Origin of the sequence: Pelagibacterium luteolum (assembly GCF_900100665.1) — a bacterium.
GTDB classification, from domain to species: Bacteria; Pseudomonadota; Alphaproteobacteria; order Rhizobiales; family Devosiaceae; genus Pelagibacterium; species Pelagibacterium luteolum.
The window spans coordinates 455,932-475,277 of record NZ_FNCS01000001.1; the positions used below are offsets into that span (position 1 = coordinate 455,932).

Annotated in this window: 16 protein-coding genes; 6 read left to right on the forward strand and 10 right to left on the reverse strand. The window is 62.7% G+C overall.

The window, feature by feature from the left end:
• The first annotated feature begins 81 nt into the window (after positions 1-81).
• From BLR31_RS02160 to BLR31_RS02175, 4 genes are all read left to right on the forward strand, one after another.
• The gene (locus tag BLR31_RS02160; protein WP_090590702.1) at positions 82-4,845 is read left to right on the forward strand and encodes an NAD-glutamate dehydrogenase; all 4,764 of its coding nucleotides are present in this window, start codon (positions 82-84) and stop codon (positions 4,843-4,845) included.
• A gap of 335 nt (positions 4,846-5,180) precedes the next feature.
• Complete coding sequence (gene ppa, locus BLR31_RS02165) at positions 5,181-5,711, forward strand: inorganic diphosphatase (protein WP_090590704.1); 531 nt, start codon at positions 5,181-5,183, stop codon at positions 5,709-5,711.
• 241 nt (positions 5,712-5,952) lie between these two features.
• A complete protein-coding gene (gene leuC, locus BLR31_RS02170) occupies positions 5,953-7,362 on the forward strand; it encodes a 3-isopropylmalate dehydratase large subunit (protein ID WP_090590708.1) in 1,410 nt (469 codons plus the stop codon).
• 151 nt (positions 7,363-7,513) lie between these two features.
• Complete coding sequence (locus tag BLR31_RS02175) at positions 7,514-7,942, forward strand: metallopeptidase family protein (RefSeq protein ID WP_090590712.1); 429 nt, start codon at positions 7,514-7,516, stop codon at positions 7,940-7,942.
• A 127-nt stretch (positions 7,943-8,069) separates the two neighbouring features.
• Here the strand turns inward: BLR31_RS02175 and BLR31_RS02180 are convergent, their stop codons facing one another.
• Positions 8,070-8,387, reverse strand: a complete 318-nt coding sequence (locus tag BLR31_RS02180) for a hypothetical protein (RefSeq protein ID WP_143009294.1) — start codon at positions 8,385-8,387, stop codon at positions 8,070-8,072.
• Between the two features lie 225 nt (positions 8,388-8,612).
• Between BLR31_RS02180 and BLR31_RS02185 the strand changes: the two genes are divergently transcribed.
• The gene (locus tag BLR31_RS02185; protein WP_090590719.1) at positions 8,613-9,797 is read left to right on the forward strand and encodes a GGDEF domain-containing protein; all 1,185 of its coding nucleotides are present in this window, start codon (positions 8,613-8,615) and stop codon (positions 9,795-9,797) included.
• On the opposite strand, the gene BLR31_RS02190 is transcribed toward BLR31_RS02185, so the two are convergent.
• Together BLR31_RS02190 and BLR31_RS02195 are read right to left on the reverse strand one after the other, a co-directional pair.
• Positions 9,794-10,651 carry a COG3904 family protein gene (locus BLR31_RS02190; RefSeq protein ID WP_176762468.1) on the reverse strand — a complete coding sequence of 286 codons (858 nt, stop codon included), beginning with the start codon at positions 10,649-10,651 and terminating at the stop codon, positions 9,794-9,796. The two genes, BLR31_RS02185 and BLR31_RS02190, sit on opposite strands and share 4 nt — an antisense overlap.
• A complete protein-coding gene (locus tag BLR31_RS02195) occupies positions 10,648-12,024 on the reverse strand; it encodes a hypothetical protein (RefSeq protein WP_090590723.1) in 1,377 nt (458 codons plus the stop codon). Before BLR31_RS02195 ends, BLR31_RS02190 begins: the two co-directional genes overlap by 4 nt.
• 186 nt (positions 12,025-12,210) lie before the next feature.
• On the opposite strand from BLR31_RS02195, the gene BLR31_RS02200 reads away from it, so the two are divergent.
• Positions 12,211-12,981 (forward strand): MBL fold metallo-hydrolase, encoded by a 771-nt coding sequence (locus BLR31_RS02200; RefSeq protein WP_090590725.1) that lies wholly within the window; start codon positions 12,211-12,213, stop codon positions 12,979-12,981.
• A 67-nt stretch (positions 12,982-13,048) separates the two neighbouring features.
• On the opposite strand, the gene BLR31_RS02205 is transcribed toward BLR31_RS02200, so the two are convergent.
• From BLR31_RS02205 to BLR31_RS02235, 7 genes are all read right to left on the reverse strand, one after another.
• Positions 13,049-13,330: a BrnA antitoxin family protein gene (locus tag BLR31_RS02205; protein WP_090590729.1), complete on the reverse strand. Its 282-nt coding sequence runs from the start codon at positions 13,328-13,330 to the stop codon at positions 13,049-13,051.
• Entirely contained in the window at positions 13,266-13,616 is a 351-nt protein-coding gene (locus BLR31_RS22280; protein ID WP_425287204.1) for a BrnT family toxin, read from the reverse strand. The genes BLR31_RS02205 and BLR31_RS22280 overlap by 65 nt, the downstream gene beginning before the upstream one ends.
• Before the next feature lie 37 nt (positions 13,617-13,653).
• Positions 13,654-13,959, reverse strand: coding sequence for an ATP-dependent Clp protease adaptor ClpS (locus BLR31_RS02215; protein ID WP_090590734.1), 306 nt, complete (start codon positions 13,957-13,959; stop codon positions 13,654-13,656).
• Positions 13,960-14,041: 82 nt separating this feature from the next.
• Positions 14,042-15,868, reverse strand: a complete 1,827-nt coding sequence (gene typA, locus BLR31_RS02220) for a translational GTPase TypA (RefSeq protein ID WP_090590738.1) — start codon at positions 15,866-15,868, stop codon at positions 14,042-14,044.
• A 277-nt stretch (positions 15,869-16,145) separates the two neighbouring features.
• Positions 16,146-16,529: a VOC family protein gene (locus tag BLR31_RS02225; protein ID WP_090590741.1), complete on the reverse strand. Its 384-nt coding sequence runs from the start codon at positions 16,527-16,529 to the stop codon at positions 16,146-16,148.
• Positions 16,530-16,573: 44 nt separating this feature from the next.
• A complete protein-coding gene (locus BLR31_RS02230; RefSeq protein WP_090590745.1) occupies positions 16,574-17,170 on the reverse strand; it encodes an RNA polymerase sigma factor in 597 nt (198 codons plus the stop codon).
• A 42-nt stretch (positions 17,171-17,212) separates the two neighbouring features.
• On the reverse strand, positions 17,213-19,342 hold the full coding sequence (locus BLR31_RS02235; RefSeq protein WP_090590749.1) for an EAL domain-containing protein: 2,130 nt from the start codon (positions 19,340-19,342) through the stop codon (positions 17,213-17,215).
• Positions 19,343-19,346: the final 4 nt, after the last annotated feature.

Below are 19,346 nucleotides of genomic sequence, written 5' to 3' on the forward strand. Positions count from 1 at the left end.
ATTTTAAAGATGATATTGGACTTTCCGACTCCGAGCGCATACGCTCCGCTATACCGGAAATGTTGAGGGACACCCCGGGTCATGACCGAGACCAGCCACACGCCGACCCATCTCTGGCACGATCGCATTGCGACCTTGGCCGATCAGCAGCCCGGCCTCGCGCGCTTTATCGCCAATGCAATCAAATCGACCGATGAGCAGGATCTGGCCCGCTATGCGCCGGAAACCCTCGAAACCCTTTTGGCCCGCACCTATGCCCACATCGGCGAGCGCACGCCCGGCAAGCCCGACATCCGCGCCTGGACGCCCGATGATACGACGCTCTCCGGCGTAACCATCCTCGACATCTATTCCGCCGACACCCCGTTCATCGTCGACTCCGCGCTGGCCGCCATACGGACGGCGGGCGGCACCGTCCGCTTCATGGCCCACCCGCTGGTCGCTGTCGATACGAACACGACGCCCTGGACAGTGCTCGAAAAATCAACCCCTGAATCGCGCAATGAAAGCGTGCTCCAGGTCCATATCGACACCCCCGCCGACCCCAAAACCCTCGAAAACATCACCCTCGAACTCACCGCCGCCATGACGCAGGTGCGCTCGGCCGTGCTCGATTGGCGCGACATGCTCGAACGCCTGCGCACCGCCGTCGTCGCCTATCGCGAACACCCGCCCCAGATGCGCGAACCCGCGCTCAACGAGGCGATCCATTTCCTCGCCTGGCTGGCGGACCACAATTTCACATTCCTGGGCATGCGCGATTACCGCATCGCCGGCGAGGGTGACGAGCGCACACTCGCCCCCGTCGAAGGCTCGGGCCTCGGCATCCTGCGCGACCCCGATTACCTCTATCTCCGCCAGGGCGACACCTACGTCCATACCACCGACCAGCACCTGGCCTTCCTCGACACCGACGAGCCCCTGATGGTTACTAAGGCCAACCGTCGGTCCCTCGTCCACCGCCGTCTGCACATGGATTATGTCGGGGTCAAAACCTTCGACTCCACCGGCACCATCACCGGCGAATTGCGCATTCTGGGGCTGTTTACGTCCGCCTCGATCGCCACCCCGCACACCGAAGTCCCGCTGATCCGCCGCAAGCTTGCCGAAATCGTGCGCCGCTCCAGCCTCGATCCGCGGTCCCATGCCGGCAAGGCGCTGATGAACGCGCTTGCCAATTACCCGCGCGAAGAGATGTTCCAGATTTCAGAAGACGAACTCCTCGAATTTGCAACGGTCATCTCGACCCTCCCGGACCGCCCCCGCGTCCGGGTTCTGCCGCGTATCGACAGGTTCGACAATTTCGTCTCCGTCCTCGTCTATCTCCCGCGCGACCGCTTCGATTCCACCGTCCGCGCCAGGATCGGCGAACACCTTGCCGCCCGCTACGATGGCCGCGTCTCAGCCTTCACCCCCGATTTCCCCGAGGGCGAACTGGCCCGCGTCCATTTCATCATCGGGCGCAATGGCGGCGACACCCCTCGCCCCGACCGCGAAGACCTCGAAGCCGAAATCGGCGAGATCAGCCGCACCTTTGCCGATCGGCTGCTCTCCGCTGCCCCCAACCCGGCCGAAATCACCGACTACGCCTCGGCCTTTTCCGCCGACTACCAGATCGCCCATTCCCACGCCGATGCGCTCGAAGACATAGCGATCTTCAAATCGCTCGGCCCAGACGTTCAGCTCGCCGTGCGCCTCACGGCCGGTCGCGACGGCGCCGACAGCCTGAGCCTTAATGTCTATCACCGCGCCCAGCCCATTCCGCTCTCGGCCCGCGTGCCCATGCTGGAAAATTTCGGCTTTGCCGTCGTCGATGAACGCACCTATCAGATCCACCCCACCGGTCGCGAGGTACGCTACCTCCACGACATGACCCTCTCGATCCGCGACGGCGCAAAGATCGATCTCAACGCCGCCAGCCACCGCATCGAAGAAGCCATCGTCGCGGTTTCAACCGGCGCCATTGAAAACGACGGTTACAACCGCCTGACGCTCGTCGCCGGCCTCGCCCATGACGACGTGGTCATCCTGCGCGCCCTCGGCCATTATCTGCGCCAGATCGGCATCGCCTATTCGCAGGCCTATATCTGGACCGCCCTTGCCAATCAGCCCGCCATCGCCCGCGCGCTGGTGGCGCTGTTCCACACCCTCCACGACCCTGCCGTCGAGGGCGACCGCGTCGCCAAGGCCGACGCCCTGCGCGCCGAAATCGCCACCGGCCTTGATGCCATTACCTCGATCGACGAAGACCGTATCGTCCAGCGTCTCGTCAATCTCGTCGCGACTTCGGTCCGCACCAATCTCTACCAGCGCATCGACGGCCACAAACGCCCCGCCCTCGCCATCAAATTCGACGCCAAAAAGATCGACGGCCTGCCCGAGCCACGCCCCTATCGCGAGATTTTCGTTTATTCCCCCCGCGTCGAAGGCGTCCACATGCGCGGCGGCCCCATCGCCCGTGGCGGCCTGCGCTGGTCCGACCGCCCCGAAGATTTCCGCACCGAGATCTTGGGGCTGGTCAAAGCCCAGCAGGTGAAAAACGCCGTCATCGTCCCCGTCGGCGCCAAGGGCGGCTTCGTCCCACGCAAAATGCCCGCCAATCCAGACCGCGACACCTTCATGGCCGAAGGCACTGCGTGCTATAAAATCTTCGTCGGCGCCCTTCTCGACATCACCGACAATCTGGTTGGCGACACCGTTTTGCCCCCCGAAATGGTCTTTAGGCGCGACAATGACGACCCCTATCTCGTCGTCGCCGCCGACAAGGGCACGGCGAGCTTTTCCGATACCGCCAACGCCATCTCCACGTCCCGTGATTATTGGCTGGGCGATGCCTTCGCCTCGGGCGGTTCCGCCGGTTTCGACCACAAGAAGATGGGCATCACCGCCCGCGGCGGCTGGGAAGCGGTCAAGCGCCACTTCCGCGAAATCGATATCGACATCCAGACGCAACCTTTCACAGTGGCCGGCGTCGGCGACATGAGCGGCGACGTCTTCGGCAACGCCATGCTGCTCAGCGAAAAGATCAGGCTCGTCGCGGCCTTCGATCACCGCGACATCTTCATCGACCCCGAACCCGATATCGCGGCGAGCTACGCCGAACGCCAACGCCTCTTCAATCTTCCCCGCTCGAGCTGGGCTGATTACGACGCGGCTTTGATCTCCCAGGGCGGGGGCGTCTTCTCGCGCCAGTCGAAATCGATCCCACTCACGCCCCAGATGCAGACCCTTCTGGGCCTCTCGGCCCCGAGCGCCACCCCCAATGAAATCATGACGGCGATCCTTAAGGCCGAGATCGACCTTCTCTGGTTCGGCGGCATCGGCACCTATATCCGGGCGTCCGACGAAACCGACGCCATGGCCGGCGATCGCGCCAACGACGCCATCCGCATCCCCGCCACCGATCTGCGCGCTAAAGTCATTGGCGAAGGCGCCAATCTCGGCCTCACCCAGCGCGGCCGCATCGAATTTGCGCTCAATGGCGGCCGCATCAACACCGACGCCATCGACAATTCCGCCGGCGTCAATTCCTCCGACCTTGAAGTCAATATCAAGATCGCACTCTCGGATATGGTCCGCTCGGGCGCGCTGGATATGGACACCCGCAACGCCTTCCTCGTCGAAATGACCGATGAAGTCGCCGAACTCTGCTTGCGCAACAATTATCTCCAATCCCTCGCGCTCTCGCTCGCCCAGCGCCGCGGCATGGCCGATTTCCCCGATCTCGTCGATTTCATCGCCGAGCAGGAAGCATCGGGCGAACTCAATCGCGCCGTCGAATACCTGCCCGACGACGCGACGCTCCTCGAGCGCGCCCAGTCCGGCGCGGCCCTGACACGCCCCGAACTCGCCGTGCTGCTGGCCTACGCCAAACTCTCGCTTTACGCCGATCTTTTGGCCTCGCCCGTCCCCGACGATCCCTATCTGGCCCGCGAGCTCTATCGCTATTTTCCCGATACCCTGGCCGCGCGCTATCCCGACACCATCGAAAACCACCGCCTGCGCCGCGAGGTGATCGCCACGGTCCTTTCCAACGCGATGATCAATCGCGGCGGCCCGGCCTTCGTCTCGCGCCTCGTATCGATCACCGCCGCCGAGCCCGGCGCCGTGGCCTTCGCCTATGCCGCCGCCCGCGACAGCTTTGGACTTCAGGATCTGAACGCCGCGATCGATCACCTCGACACAAGGATCTCGGGCAAAACCCAATTGGCGCTCTACGCGGAAGTCCAGCAGATCCAGGTCAGCCAGGCCCTCTGGTTCCTGCGCAACGAGGATTTTTCCAACGGCCTCTCCGATATGGTCGCCAATTATCGCGACGGCATCGCCAAAATCCGCACCGCTCTGCCCGATCTGGCGTCGCCCTTCCTCGCCCAATCGGTCGCCACCCAGGAAAAAGCCTTCGAGGCCGGCGGCACCCCGCCCGATCTGGCCCGCCGCATCGCCGCCCTGTCGGTCCTTTCGCTCGCCCCCGATGCCGTCCTCGTCGCCCAAAAGACCGGCGCCGACGTCCTCGACGCCGCCCGGGCCATGTTCGCGCTCATCGAAACCTTCAAGCTCGGGCGCCTGACCGAACAGGGCGCCGCGATCGACGCCGCCGACCGCTTCGACCGCATGGCGCTCGATCGCGCCATCGCCAACCTCCTGCGCTCGCTCCGCGACCTCGCCGCGGACGTTCTCGCAGCGTCCGACGGCGCCATCAGGGACCGCCTCACCGCCTGGAAATCCCCCCGCGCCACCGCCATCTCCCGCACCGCCGCAACCGTCACCGAACTCATCGAAGGCGAGTTGACCATCTCCCGGCTCTCAGTCGCCGCGGGCCTCCTGAGCGATCTGGCCAAGAGCTAGAAGCACGTCGGCTCCGACTGCCAACCCGGCGCTTGATCACAACGCTCACCACACCCCAAAGCCTGCTCCCTCTCCCCGTTTCGGGGAGAGGGTTGCGGTGAGCGGGCCTTGAGCGCCAATGAAATCCCCAGCGCATCCCCACCCTCCACCGTCATCCTCGGGCTAGACCCGAGGACCCAGCCTCGCGCCGTCGGGCGCGAGACAACGACTCTTCCCACGCGACCCCCGCGCCGCACTCATCCCCCAACTTCCCAATTCCCCTTGCAATCGCCTTTTTCCAAAGGCAAAAAGCCCGCAACCCTCCTCCCCCTCAAGAGCTCAGGATTGCACCGCTCATGAATATCGACGCCATCGCGGTCGGCAAGAACCCGCCCGAAGACCTCAACGTCATCATCGAAGTCCCGCTTGGCGGCGAGCCGATCAAATACGAGATCGACAAGGACTCCGGCGCGCTGTTCGTCGATCGCTTCCTTTATACCCCCATGCGTTACCCCGGAAATTACGGCTTTGTCCCCCACACGCTCTGCGGTGACGGCGATCCCCTCGACGTGATCGTTTTGAACTCCCGCCCGCTGGTCCCCGGCGCCGTCGTCCGCTCGCGCCCGGTCGGCGTGTTGTTCATGGAAGACGATGGCGGTCAGGACGAAAAGATCCTCGCGGTGCCGGTCTCCAAACTCACCCGCATGTACGACGCCATCCAGGACGTCACCGACCTGCCCGATATCCAGGTCGAGCGCGTGAAGCACTTCTTCACCCACTACAAGGATCTCGAGCCCGGCAAGTGGGCCAAGATCGACCGGATCGGCAATAAGGCCGACGCCATCAAGGTCATCCTCGATTCCATGGAGATGGCCAAAAAGGCCTGATCGACTGCAATTTGCCCTCTCCCCAACGGGAGAGGGTGTCTCCCAGCCATCCTCCCCCCAAACCGTCATCCTCGGGCTCGACCCGAGGACCCAGCCTCGCGCCGTCCGGCGCGAGACGATGACCCGTCTTCGCCTTCACCATCACGCGCACCCCTTGACCCACGCCCCCCTCAAGGCGTAAAAACACGGTCAAACCGTACCCACCGGTACGGCACTCCTCACGAGCCGGAATGATTGACCCATGAGCGCCAAGACCCTCTACGACAAGATCTGGGACGACCACGTGGTAACGACCAATGAGGACGGCACCGCCATCCTCTATATCGACCGCCACCTTGTCCACGAGGTCACGAGCCCGCAGGCGTTCGAGGGCCTTCGCATGTCCGGCCGCAAGGTTCGCGCGCCCGAGCGCACCCTGGCCGTCGTCGATCACAACGTCCCGACCACCGATCGCAGCCTGCCCAATCCCGATCCCGACAGCGTCACCCAGATCGCGGCGCTCTCGGAAAACACCCGCGATTTCGGCATCGAATATTACGACGCCTATGACATGCGTCAGGGCATCGTTCACATCGTCGGCCCCGAGCAGGGCTTTACCCTCCCCGGCATGACGATCGTCTGCGGCGATAGCCACACCTCGACCCATGGCGCCTTCGGCGCTTTGGCCCACGGCATTGGCACCTCGGAAGTCGAACACGTTCTGGCCACCCAGACGCTGATCCAGTCCAAAGCCAAGAACATGCGCGTCACCGTCAACGGCTCACTGCCGGACGGCGTCACGGCAAAAGACATCATCCTTGCGATCATCGGAGAAATCGGCACCGCCGGCGGCAATGGCCATGTCATCGAATTTGCCGGCCAGGCCATTCGCGAACTCTCGATGGAAGGCCGCATGACGGTCTGCAACATGACCATCGAAGGCGGCGCCCGCGCCGGCCTCATCGCGCCCGACGAAAAAACCTTTGCCTACGTCAAGGATCGCCCGCGCGCGCCAAAGGGCGCTGCCTACGATATGGCGCTCGACTATTGGAAAACGCTCTATACCGACGAAGGCGCGACCTTTGACAAGGAAGTCGTCCTCGACGCCGCCAATCTCCCCCCGATCGTGTCATGGGGCTCTTCCCCGGAAGACGTGATCTCGGTCACCGGCGTCGTCCCCAATCCCGACGACATCGCCGATGCCAACCGCCGCGCCTCCAAAAAGCGCGCGCTGGAATATATGGGTCTGGAAGCAGGCACAAAGATCACCGACATCGAACTCGATCGCGTGTTCTTGGGCTCATGCACCAATGGCCGCATCGAAGATCTCCGCGCCGCCGCGGCCATCGTTGCTGGCCACAAGGTGCACCCGCGCGTCAACGCCATGGTCGTCCCCGGCTCGGGCCTCGTCAAAGCCCAGGCCGAAGCCGAGGGTCTGCACACCATCTTCATCGACGCCGGCTTTGAATGGCGCGAACCGGGCTGTTCCATGTGCTTGGCCATGAACCCCGACAAGCTCGCCCCGGGCGAACGCTGCGCCTCGACCTCGAACCGCAATTTCGAGGGCCGTCAGGGCTTTAAGGGCCGCACGCACCTTGTCTCCCCCATCATGGCCGCCGCCGCTGCCATCAAGGGCCACTTCGTTGACATCCGCGAATGGCCACGCACCTAGGCCTCTCGTTTCAAGTTACCTCTCCTTGGCCCTAACCCGAGGAGAGGGTAACTGTCGCTCCCTTACCTCCGTCTGAGTTCGACACCGCGCCACCTCACCCCGTCATCCTCGGGCTTGACCCGAGGACCCAGGAAAAGCCCCGGAGCTGGATATGTCAGAATCGGAAGGCGACGCAAAATTCTGGGGACCCCTTTCGTCCCCCTCGCTCGACGACATCGAAGCCCTCGCCGTCGAGGCACTCGAAGCGCTCCCCGAACCGTTCCGCTCCATGTCCCGCGGCATCGAATGCCGCGTCGCCGAATTTCCCACCGAGGAAATCTGCAAGGATATGGACATCGAAAGCCCCTTCGATCTCATGGGGCTGTTCGAGGGCGTCGGCCTCACCGATGACGGCGTCATCCCTCATACCGGCCAGTTCCCCAACCGCGTCTGGCTTTACCGCCGCCCCATGCTCGACTATTGGGCCGAACACACCGACACCCTCGGCGAAATCGTCACCCACGTCCTCATCCACGAGATCGGCCACCATTTCGGCCTCTCGGACGACGACATGTACGCCATCGACGACGGCCTCAGGTGAGTATCGGTTAAAGACCGAACCTCGCCACACCCCCCACGTCATCCCGGACTTGATCCGGGACCCAGTCCTCCGCGCAACGATAGGCCCTCCGAGTTAGCCAAAAGCGAACCCGCCCATCCCAGGCGCGCTACCCCCCAGCCTCATCCCTACTCATGAACCGATACTCAGCATGGGTATCGCCCTCCAGGTCGTCATCGACCACCAACACCAGCCCCTGCGCCTCGAGCGCTGCATACCATGTGTCCCAGTCGACAAGTTCGAAATGGCTGCCGGGCCGATCGGGCCCCTCATTGCCATCGGCATTGAGCATGTGCTGATCGAAGGTGAGCCCCAAAAGGTGCTGTTCCTTGCCACCGACATCGGGCATGTCGGCCATGATCGGCTCGCCCCCACGACCGGCAGTCCATGCCCTGATCTCTTCGAGTTCGGTTAGCGTTTTGGCCATCGTGCCGCTCCTTTGCTGCGGTTCGTGCTCACCACACTCCACAAACGCTTGCCGGGCGCGCAAGGTTTCCCGCCATGTGGAAGCGCGACCAAAGGGCACTATGCAAATCGGACACTGAAATGTTAGTGAGAAAATATGACCTGACACGCGACCAGACAAGGACCCGGACGACTTGGAGCGTAGTGTATCGAACAACGACCGCTCCATCCGATATCCGGGCCTGTCATGAGCGGTGGCATCTTCATATTTTCGGTGGCCATCTGCCTGTGCCTCGTCAAGGCCTCCGCCTTTTTCACGCTGTCGCTGTTTGACCGCACCAACCGTCCGGCGCGTCTGTTCGGCTATGCCTTTCTCAGCGCCGGCGTGAGCTTTACCGGCGAGCTGGTCCTTGCGACCGGGGTCGCTCCCGCCCTCACCCGCATGGTCATCGCGATGGCTATGGTGGTGATGTTCGTCCTGATCGCCTATGGCCTCGCGCTGCGCTATCGTGCGCCCCTGCCACGGGGCGGCGGATTTGCCATTACGCTCGCCTCGGCGCTGCTCTTTATCCTGATCCTCGATCTGCCGCGCGGCGACTTCATCCGCCAGATGCTCTATCAGATCCCCTACGCCCTCCTCAGCCTGCTTTCCCTCAGTGTGATCGCAAGGGCTGGCAATAAATCAGTGATCGACTGGATATTCGTTGGGATGTTTTTCATCCTCGCGGTTCAGTTTCTCGCCAAACCCTTCATCGCACTGGCTACCGGGGGCGTCGGCACCACGCCCGAACAGTTCGCCTCAACGCTCTATGCGGAAATCTCGGTCGCCATGGGCGCCGTCGTCCTGATCATCCTCGCCACCTCCGCTTTGGGCATGATGATCTACGACAGCGCCGCAACCCTCATTCGCCGCTCGGAGCGCGACAGCGAAACCGGCTTTCTCAATCGCGGCGGCTTTACCGCCCACGCCCAGCGTCTTCTGGGCACGCCGGCGACCCATGACGCAAATCCCGAACCCGGCGCTACCGATTGTGCGCTCACGCTGATCGCGCTCGATCATCCCTTGCGCCCCGGCTATCCCCCCGCCAGCACGGCAGTAGCCGATCTTGCGCGCACCATCGCCGAAATCGCCCCGCGCGACGCGCTGGTAGGCCGCATGGCCGAGCATGATTTCGCGATCCTGGCGCAAGGCGAAAACCTCTTCGCCGCCCGCCGCACCGCCGAAACCATCCGCAAGCAGTTCGGCCAGACAACGACCACCCCGCCCATCGGGCTCAGCGTCGGCATCACCGAGCGTGAGCCAGGCGATGTCTATGCGGAACTGCTGGCCCGCAGCCTCTGGGCGCTCGACGAGGCCCAGCGCAATGGCGGCAATTGCGTCCGCCTCTCCGCGCGCTCAGGCTTTGGCCTCTCATCCAGTGGCAGCATCTAGGGGGTATCAGTCTCAGCGTCCGCGACGGGCCCCGCTTCCGCTTCCGGCTCATCGCCGGCACTGGCCAGCGCGAACTCCACGACCTCGTCGGGCGTCAGATAATAGAGCCGGTTCGGCGGGGTCTCCATGGCATTGATCCACACAGCCGGATCGACCCCCATATCGTTGAGATACCGCGAAATCCGCGCCGTTATCGCCTGCGCATCGCTCATCGCCTGCGCCGAACCCACATCGTCCATCGCGGCGCTGGCGTAAATCTGGTGCACGCCGACCGCTGCCGTTTCAGACACCAGCCGCGTGACGCCCCCCGCCAGAACCAGCGGACATGACGAGGCGCACAGCGCTCCATCGCCCACAGCCGTTCCATACCCACCGTCGCGAATGGCCCGCCCTATCGCCAGCGCATCCTCGACCGAACCGCCGGGCGAATTGAGGGCCACGGTCTCGATATAATCGCCGCGCCGTTCGAGCTCGGCGGTAAACTGCGCCGCAGCGCCGGGAACGATCGTCCCCTCGAGCATCAGCACCCCTCCCGCCACAAGCTCGATCGACAACGGCTCGCTCAACTGCTCGGGCGGCGTCGTCACCCGATCGAGCGGACGATAGGCTGGATTGTCGGGATCGATCTCCGGCCGCTCGACAGCTGGCAACATCGGATCACCCGGTTCCACCGCAAGCTCGTCGGGCCGGTTTTCATTGAGCGCCATATAGTCGGTGACCAGAACCCATGCAGCCCCGCCCAGCATGGCGTAAAATGCCACCCGCAGGATCGCCCCATCGTCCCAGCTCGCCACCCAGTCGGAAAATTTCGCGCCAAACCCTTTTCGCGCGACCGGCGTCCCCATGCTGGTCATGAGCGGTTCGGCCCTTCGCTACGCTTGCGCTGAAAGGCCGGCAGCGGCGTCACCGTATCGTCGTCACGCGCCACGACCGGGGTCACCGGCTGCGGTTCGGCTTCGCGCGCCACCTCGCGCTCGGGCGCCACATCCGGCTCCACTTCAGGCGCGTCCCGCACCACAGGCTGCTCAACCCGCGCCTGGCTCGCCATCATCTGGTTGTGCAGCGAAACCGCACGGATCATGTCCGCAGCCGTCAGCGTCTCCGCATCGTCGAGCGCCTCGGCGTCGCGCCGCATCGCCGAATGCGCCACCGCCAAAAGCAGCACCAGCACCACCGGCAAAAGATCGATCGAAATCGCCCCAGCCCAGGACGGCACGAAGTCCGACGCATAGCGCAAGACGGCTTCCGCCGAAGACAACGGCACGAAGCGCCGCGGTTCGACCTGCGGCTGGGCGATGATTGTCTGTGCCGCTTCGGACAGCACGCGCGATTGCGCATCCACCGCTTCGCGGATATTGGCCATCGCCGCATCCTGGCGCGCCACCAGCCCGGCGCTCTGCCCATCGGACACCGGCGCAATGAACCCCAGCGACAGATCGTCGGCCGCGCGCGCCACCGATGGTGCCACCGACGTTTCCTGCAACGCTGCGATCACCCCCGTAAGGGCAACGATCTCGGCCGCAAAAGTATCGGCACGAGGCTGCACCTCACCGGGCGCCGAGACAAGTTCGCGCATCGCCGTCAAATGCCCCGACCCGGTCTCGAACAGCTCGGCAACTCGCCCCTGCGATCCGGTGATCGTATTGCCCAGCGCATTCATCTGCGCACTCATCTGGCTCAAAAGCTGCACCACCGAGCCCGACCCGGCCGAACCGGTCAAGGCGCCGCCATCCTGCTCCTGCTGCGCCAGCGTGGCAAACCGCTCGCCGGCCCGTTGCACGTCGGGCAGCAGCGATTGCGCCGACAGCGCATTGGCATGCGCTGCGTCCAGATCGCCGGTATATTGCTCCAGCGTCACCGCCATATGCTGTTCCAGCGCCGCCGATCCGGCCAGCGCCGCGGCATTCAGCCAGGAACTCATCGCGACGATCATCAGCGATCCCAGCCCCATGATGGCGATCATCAAAAGCCTTTGGCTCATCTCCCGCATCAAGGGGAGGAACCGCATCATGTAGCTCCAGAAGACGTAAATCCCCACCGACACGGCCACCGAATAGATGATCGCGGCAAAGAAGACGAAGTTCGCGTCGCCATCGAGCAGCCCGCGCACACCGAGATAGGTATAGACCCCGCTGGCCAGCGCCAGGACGGCGAGGGCGAAGCGCGATGTCGTCTCCAACCCCTTGATCGTCTGGTTGATCCGGGCGGCACTGTTCTGGCTGGACATGGACGAGCCCTTAAAAAAGCTTCCCAAAAAGCGGAAGCGTCACTGACACATAACTTAAGGGGAGCTTAACAGGCCGATACCGGCAAAATCGAGACACAATCGATGCTCGCGCTTTTGTGATGGCAGGCGCCCAATCCCGGCCTCTCCCGCAAGCGTTAATCAGGGATCGCACACAGGAGGACAAAAATGGATTTGACCCGCCGCCAGACGCTCGGCCTGGGCCTGACGACCCTTGCCGCCCTCGGCATCACGACCATCATCCCGCGCACCGCCTTCGCCCAATCGGGTGGGCAGACCTACCCCACCGACAATGGTGAGATCGTCGTTCATCCGATCTCCCATGCTTCGCTGGTCCTCGAAACCCCCTCGGGCGTCATCTATGTCGATCCCGTCGAAGGCGCCGAGCTCTATGCCGACCTGCCCCCGCCCGATCTGATCCTCATCACCCACGAACACGGCGACCATTTCGATCTACCGACCCTTGAAGCTATCATTGTCGAGGGTACCGAGATCATCGCAAATCCCGCAGTCTTTGCCATGCTGCCCGAAGCCCTCGCCGCCAACGCCCGCGAAATGGCAAATGGCGACACCGACAGTTTTGGCGACATCGCGATCGAAGCGATCCCGGCCTACAATACCACCGAGGACCGTCTTCAATACCATCCGCAAGGCCGTGACAATGGCTACGTCCTCGATATCGACGGCTCTCGTGTCTATATCGCCGGCGACACCGAAGACATTCCCGAAATGCGCGCGCTGGAAAATATAGCCATCGCCTTCGTGCCCATGAATTTGCCCTTCACCATGACCGTCGAACAAGCCGCCTCCGGCGTCGCCGCCTTCGCCCCGACAGTGGTCTATCCCTACCACTACGGCGAAAGCGACATCGACCTCTTCGAAGAGCTCCTCACAGCCGAAACCGACGCCACCGAAGTCGTCCGCGGCGAGTGGTATTGAGGCGCATAAAAAACAAAAACCCCGCCTCGGAAGGCGGGGTTTTTTTGAACTTGGTGGTACAAATCCATCAGCGCCGCGATGTTGAAAGGCTTTCCATATAACTGCGAAGCACCGCATTCATCCGGGTCTGATAGCCTTCACCCTGCGCCTTGTACCAGTCGAGCACATCCCGATCGACGCGAAGACTGATCGATTTCTTGGCCAGCGGCTCTTTGAGTACCGCCGTTTTCCAGAAATCTCCGTCCAGAGTATCGCCTTCGGGCGCATTCGGGTCGTGATATAACTCACCGCGCCCATGCATCTCCCGCAGGCCGGCGAGCGAGCTCTTCTTGATATCGTTTTCTGTCATCGCGGCCACCTTTCCAGGCTGTGATCAAGCGGATCGTGTCATCCCGAATCGTGAAAACCACCACGAAGCACTCAAGTCCGACAGCGCCCAGCGCAATCGAGCGCTCTTCACCATAGTCTTTTCGAACGTCCCGCGAGATAAAGACCGGTCCCTCGAAAATCAGCGCGGCGTAAAGCATGTCGATCCGGCGGCTCGCTATGACCTCACGCCGTTTCGCCTCGCTCCACGTAAATTCCAAGCTGTCCGCCCCCAGCAGCAACGACGCGGAACGTGCGACGCGAACCAAATATACGAAATGTATATACAGCCGTCAAGGTAAGGGTCTATTCTTCCGGTTCGGTCGTCACCATGAGCGGAAACCCGAACTGCTGGCTGAGTTCAATCGCCTCGTCCGCCTTGGTTTCGGCGATCTCCTTGGTAAAGACCGCGATCACCGCCGAGCCCTTCTGGTGCGCGGTCATCATGATCGCCATGGCCTGCGGCTCGCCGATCCGAAAAACCGATTCCAGCATTTTGACGACGAATTCGCGCGGCGTGTAATCGTCATTGAGCAAGATGACCTTGTGCAGCTTGGGCCGCGCGATCTTGAGCTCGGTCTCCGTGCGGTTTTTTGTCGATGTATCGCTCATTACAGCCTCACAAAACAAAAGCGGAGCGGCCCCTAATTATAAGGCCGCTCCCCTCGCATCTCAAATCAACTTAGCCGCTATATCAGCCCGCAGCGGCTTCCGCCTGGGCCGCACGCATGGCGCGCTTGCGGTCATGGGGATCAAGGAAGATTTTGCGCAGACGCACCGAATTGGGCGTCACTTCCACATATTCATCGTCCGAAATATAGCTCAGCGCCTGTTCGAGGCTGAGTTTCTTGGGCGGGGTCAACCGGATCGCCTCGTCCTTCGACGTCGTGCGAATGTTGGTCAGCTGCTTGCCCTTGAGCACGTTCACTTCGAGATCGTTCTCGCGATTGTGCTCGCCGATGATCATGCCTTCATAAACGTCGACACCCGGATCGATCAGCATCGGCCCGCGATCTTCGAGATTGAACAGCGCATAGGCAACAGCCTGCCCCGTCGCATTCGAGATCAGAACGCCGGTGCGGCGCATCGGCAGCGGACCCTTGAACGCTGCGTATTCATGGAATACGCGGTTAAAGATCGCCGTGCCGCGCGTATCGGAGAGCAATTCGCCCTGATACCCGATCAGCCCGCGGGTCGGAACATAGAGCCGCACGCGCGTCCGGCCCGCACCCGAGGGGCGCATTTCGACGAGATCGCCGCGGCGTTCGGTCAGCTTCTGGACGACGACCGAGGAGAACTCGTCATCGACGTCGATGATCACTTCTTCGATCGGCTCGAGCTTTTGCCCGTTTTCTTCGCGGAACAGCACCTTGGGACGCCCCAGGCACAATTCAAAGCCTTCGCGACGCATGGTTTCGATCAGAACGCCAAGCTGGAGTTCGCCGCGGCCCGCAACGTCAAAGCTGTCATTGTCGTCGCCCGGCGTAACGCGGATCGCCACATTGCCTTCGGCTTCGCGCAACAGGCGTTCCCGAATGACGCGGCTCTGCACCTTGTCGCCTTCGCGACCGGCCAGCGGTCCGTCATTGATACGGAACGTCACCGACAGGGTGGGGGGATCGATCGGCTTGGCTTCGATGGGCTCGTTGACCTGCGGCACGGCAATCGTGTTGGCAACGGTTGCCGTTTCCAGCCCCGCCAAGGCGACGATATCGCCGGCCTTGCCCTCTTCGATCGGCTCGCGCTCAAGGCCACGGAAACCGAGCACCTTGGAGATGCGGCCCTTTTCGACGGTCTTGCCGTCGCGGCTCAAGGCATGCACGGCATCGCCTGGCTTGACCGTGCCCGAATACACGCGACCGGTCAGGATACGGCCAAGGAACGGGTTCCGTTCGATGGTGGTGACCAGCATCTTGAACGGGCCTTCTTCGACCTTGGGCTCTTCGAAATGTTCGATAACCTTGTCGAGCAGCGGACCCATGGAATCCTTGGGTCCTTCGGGCTCGTCCGCCATCCAGCCCTGCTTGGCCGAACCGTAAAGCACGGGGAAATCGAGCTGTTCCGGCGTCGCATCGAGCGACACGAACAGATCGAAAATCTCGTCGAGCACTTCGTCGTGGCGCTCTTCGGGCTTGTCGATCTTGTTGATGGCAACGATCGGGCGCAGGCCGATCTTGAGCGCCTTGGAGAGCACGAACTTGGTCTGCGGCATCGGGCCTTCGGCAGCGTCCACAAGGATAACCGCGCCATCGACCATCGACAGGATACGCTCGACTTCACCGCCGAAATCGGCGTGGCCCGGGGTATCGACGATATTGATGCGATGATCTTTCCAGCCGACCGAGGTCACCTTGGCGAGAATGGTGATGCCACGCTCTTTTTCCAGATCGTTGGAATCCATGGCGCGCTCTTCGACGCGCTGGTTGTCGCGGAACGTACCCGACTGTTTCAAGAGGACGTCGATCAGGGTCGTTTTGCCATGGTCGACGTGGGCAATGATCGCAATATTGCGCAAGCTCATAAGGGGACAGCCATTTCGGAGTTTTTTACCGGGGTGTTTCCAGCAAGAGTGATCCCACTTTTGCGGTTTGGAAACGCGACACTATAAATTGGTTGCGGTGCCCATACCCCAGCACGCCCCGATAAACAAGAAAAAACGCCGCACACCAGCCATGCAAGGGCGCACACCACCGGCCAAGCCGGCCCTGCACGCGGCCCAACCACCGCCGTCATCCCGGGCTCGACCCGGGACCCAGTATGCTCCGCGTCCCGGTTAGAACCCTGGCGTCACGCCACCCCTACGTCAACGTCCGCGGCTTTTCCCCCGACTGCCACAACCCGAGGCCAAACCCATCCGGGTCCAGAAAGTCCGCGCTCCAGCCCCCCGGCGCTTCCGCCACCGGGGTCACGATCGTCACGCCCTTTTCGGCCAGCGCCGCAACGATATCGTCGATCCCGCCATCGAGGAGGTCAAAGATTAGCGCCGGCGTATTGCCGCGCTTCCCCTCCATTTCGAAAAACACCATCTCCAGCCCCTGATCAAGCGAGCCCGAAAGCCAGAACGGCTCGGCGCCCTCCTGCCGCACAAGTTCGATCCCCAGGACATCGGTATAAAAGGCTTCGGTGCGCGTAATGTCGGACACATAGAAAACGATCGAAGCGCGGTGCGGTTTGGGCAACATTGGCCTAACTCCTAAAGACTAGAAACACCCCTTAGTTGCCGCGCCTATGGCATGTGTGAGCGCGTCAGGATCAATAAATGTCCGTCCGGATCGTGCGTGGCAAACATCCCCCCATGCCGGCGCAGCGCCGGCACCAGCGCCTCGCGGATCGCGCCATAGGCAAGATCGAGATTGAGCCCGATCGTCTCACCGGGCATCTCGATACCCTTTCGCCGCAGCGCCAGCTTCAGCGCCCGTATCCTCTGGCGCAGCGCCGCATCCGTGAGATCGAGCAGATAGGCGATTTCGCTCCGCCCATGCCCCGACAACGCCAGCGCCGCAACGACGCGCAAGCTTTTGGGCAGGTCGGCAAGGATCGTCTGCAGATCATCGCCCGACGCCCCGGCCTCGCCCCCATCCCGCGCGTCCTGCCACCGGCTTTCGCGCTGCCGCCGCCGCACCGCAGAGCGCGCATCGAACGCCGCCCGCTTCCGGATCGCCCCCTCCATCCAGCGCCGATTGGCAGCAACCCGCCCATCCTCGCGCCCCGCAACCACAGCCGCGATCAACACCTCCTGGACGATGTCCTCAGCCTCATCGCCCCGCCGCGCGTAACGCTTGGCGACACCCACAAGATGACGATAGGCAGCCTGCTGGTGCATAAAAATTTTCCGTCAGTGATCGCGATTGTAAGCAGACTGCGCTTAGCCGGCTCGCTTGTCGAGCGTTGCCGGCGGCACGGTCTCCGCTTCCACCATCGCCGCGATGTCGCTGGCCGTTACCGGTGGCGAATAATAATAGCCCTGCACGAGCGTCGCCCCCTCGGCCTTGACCACCGCGAGCTGCTCTTCGGTCTCGACGCCCTCAGCGACCGTCACCATCCCAAGGCTCGTCCCCAGCCCGATCATGGCGCGCAAGATGGCGCGGCTATCGTCCTTGGTCGCGATGTCGCTCATGAACGAGCGGTCGATCTTGATTTTGTCGAACGGAAAGGCCCGCAGATAGGACAGCGAGGAATACCCCGTGCCGAAATCGTCCATGGCGATCTTGACCCCCAGCCCGCGAATGGCGTGCAGCAGATCGATATTGGCCTGGCTATCCTCGAGCAGAAGGGATTCTGTGATTTCCAGCTCGAGCCGCTCCGCCGCAAGATCGGCCCGCGCCAATGCACCCTGCACGGTTTCCAGTAGTCCGGCCTGACGGAACTGCACCGGCGAGAGATTGACCGCAACCCCGACGTGCTTGGGCCATTTGCCCGCCGCCAACGCCGCCTGATGCAACACCCAGCCGCCCAGCTGATGGATCAGCCCGCTCTCTTCGGCAATGGGGATGAATTCGACCGGCGGGATCATCCCCAGCTTGGGATGGGTCCAGCGCAGCAAGGCTTCCGCCGCCGCGATCTTGCCGGTCTTCAGCGACACCAGTGGCTGAAACAGCACAGACAATTCACAATTGGCGATCGCATCGCGCAGGCCCGTTTCCAGTGTCCGCCGCCGCTGAAGCGTGGCGTCCATGCCCGATTCAAAAAAGTGGCACGTCCCCCGCCCTTCCGATTTGGCCTTCAAAAGCGCCAGATCGGCATTGTTGAGCAGCGCATCCGTCGTCCGCCCGTCGCCGGGCGCCACGGCAATTCCGATACTGGCCGAAAGCTTGATGGTCTTGCGCCCGAAAACGATAGGCTCGGCGATCGCCTTGACGATGGCGCGCCCCAGATCGGCCGCCGCCTGCGGACTGGACAGCGGTGTCAAAAGCACAGCGAATTCATCGCTTGCCATGCGCGCCACCATGGCGCGCGCGCCCACGATTTCGATCAGCCGCGCCGCGATCTTTTTGAGCACCCTGTCGCCCATCGCGTGGCCGTCGCTGTCATTGATCGCTTTGAAATGATCGAGATTGACCGTGAGCAGGGCCAGCGCCTTGCCGCTCTCAAGCCCCTTCACCGCAACGTCGAGGTCCTCGCGAAACAGCGTCCGGTTGGGCAGATCGGTCAAGGCATCATGGGTCGCCATGTGTCGCATGCGCGCTTCGGCGGCCAGTTGCTCGGTGATGTCCTCATGGGTCGTCACCAGCCCGCCACCCTTGAGCGGCTGATGCCGGAACGCGATATAGGTCCCGTCGGCCATCTTGACCACTTCGCGCTGCGAGGTACCGCCCTTCATGATCCTCTTGCGCTCGGCGATATAGGACTGCCGGTCTAACGGCGCATGCCGCCCCGTGACGTCGCGATGTTCGAGGATCTTTTCAAACGGCGTCCCCGGCTCTGCGAGCGCCTCGGGGAGGGCATACATGCGCACGAATTCGGTATTGCACGTCACCAGCCGAAACTCCCGATCGAACATCGAAAGCCCCTGGCTGATGTTGTTGATCGCCGCGTCGAGCAGCGCATATTGCCGTTCAAGCTCACGTTTGCGCTCGCTCATCATGTCCGAACGCGCGATTTCCTCGGTGACGTCGTCATGGGTCACCACCCACCCGAGCCCCGGCGCATAGATATGGGCCGTCTCGAGCGTCCGATGCCCGGCCGTCATTTCAAGATTGATCGCCCGCAACCCCGAGCGGTTGCCCAGCAATTCGGCGGTGTAGGCGTCGTAAAAACTCTTGGGATCGGTATCGGGATGATTGCCCAAAGCGCTCGACAGCGCCACGACCTCATAAAGGCTCATCCCCCGCCGGATCGCCTTTTTGGGAAAGCCATAGATATCGAGATAATGCTGGTTCCACATCACCAGCTCGAACTCGGCGCTCCACACGCAAAAGCCGAACGGAATCGTCTGCAGCGCCGCGTCGAGCAGCAGCGCATCGAGAGGACGTTCACTGGACGGCGTCTGCACCATGGCC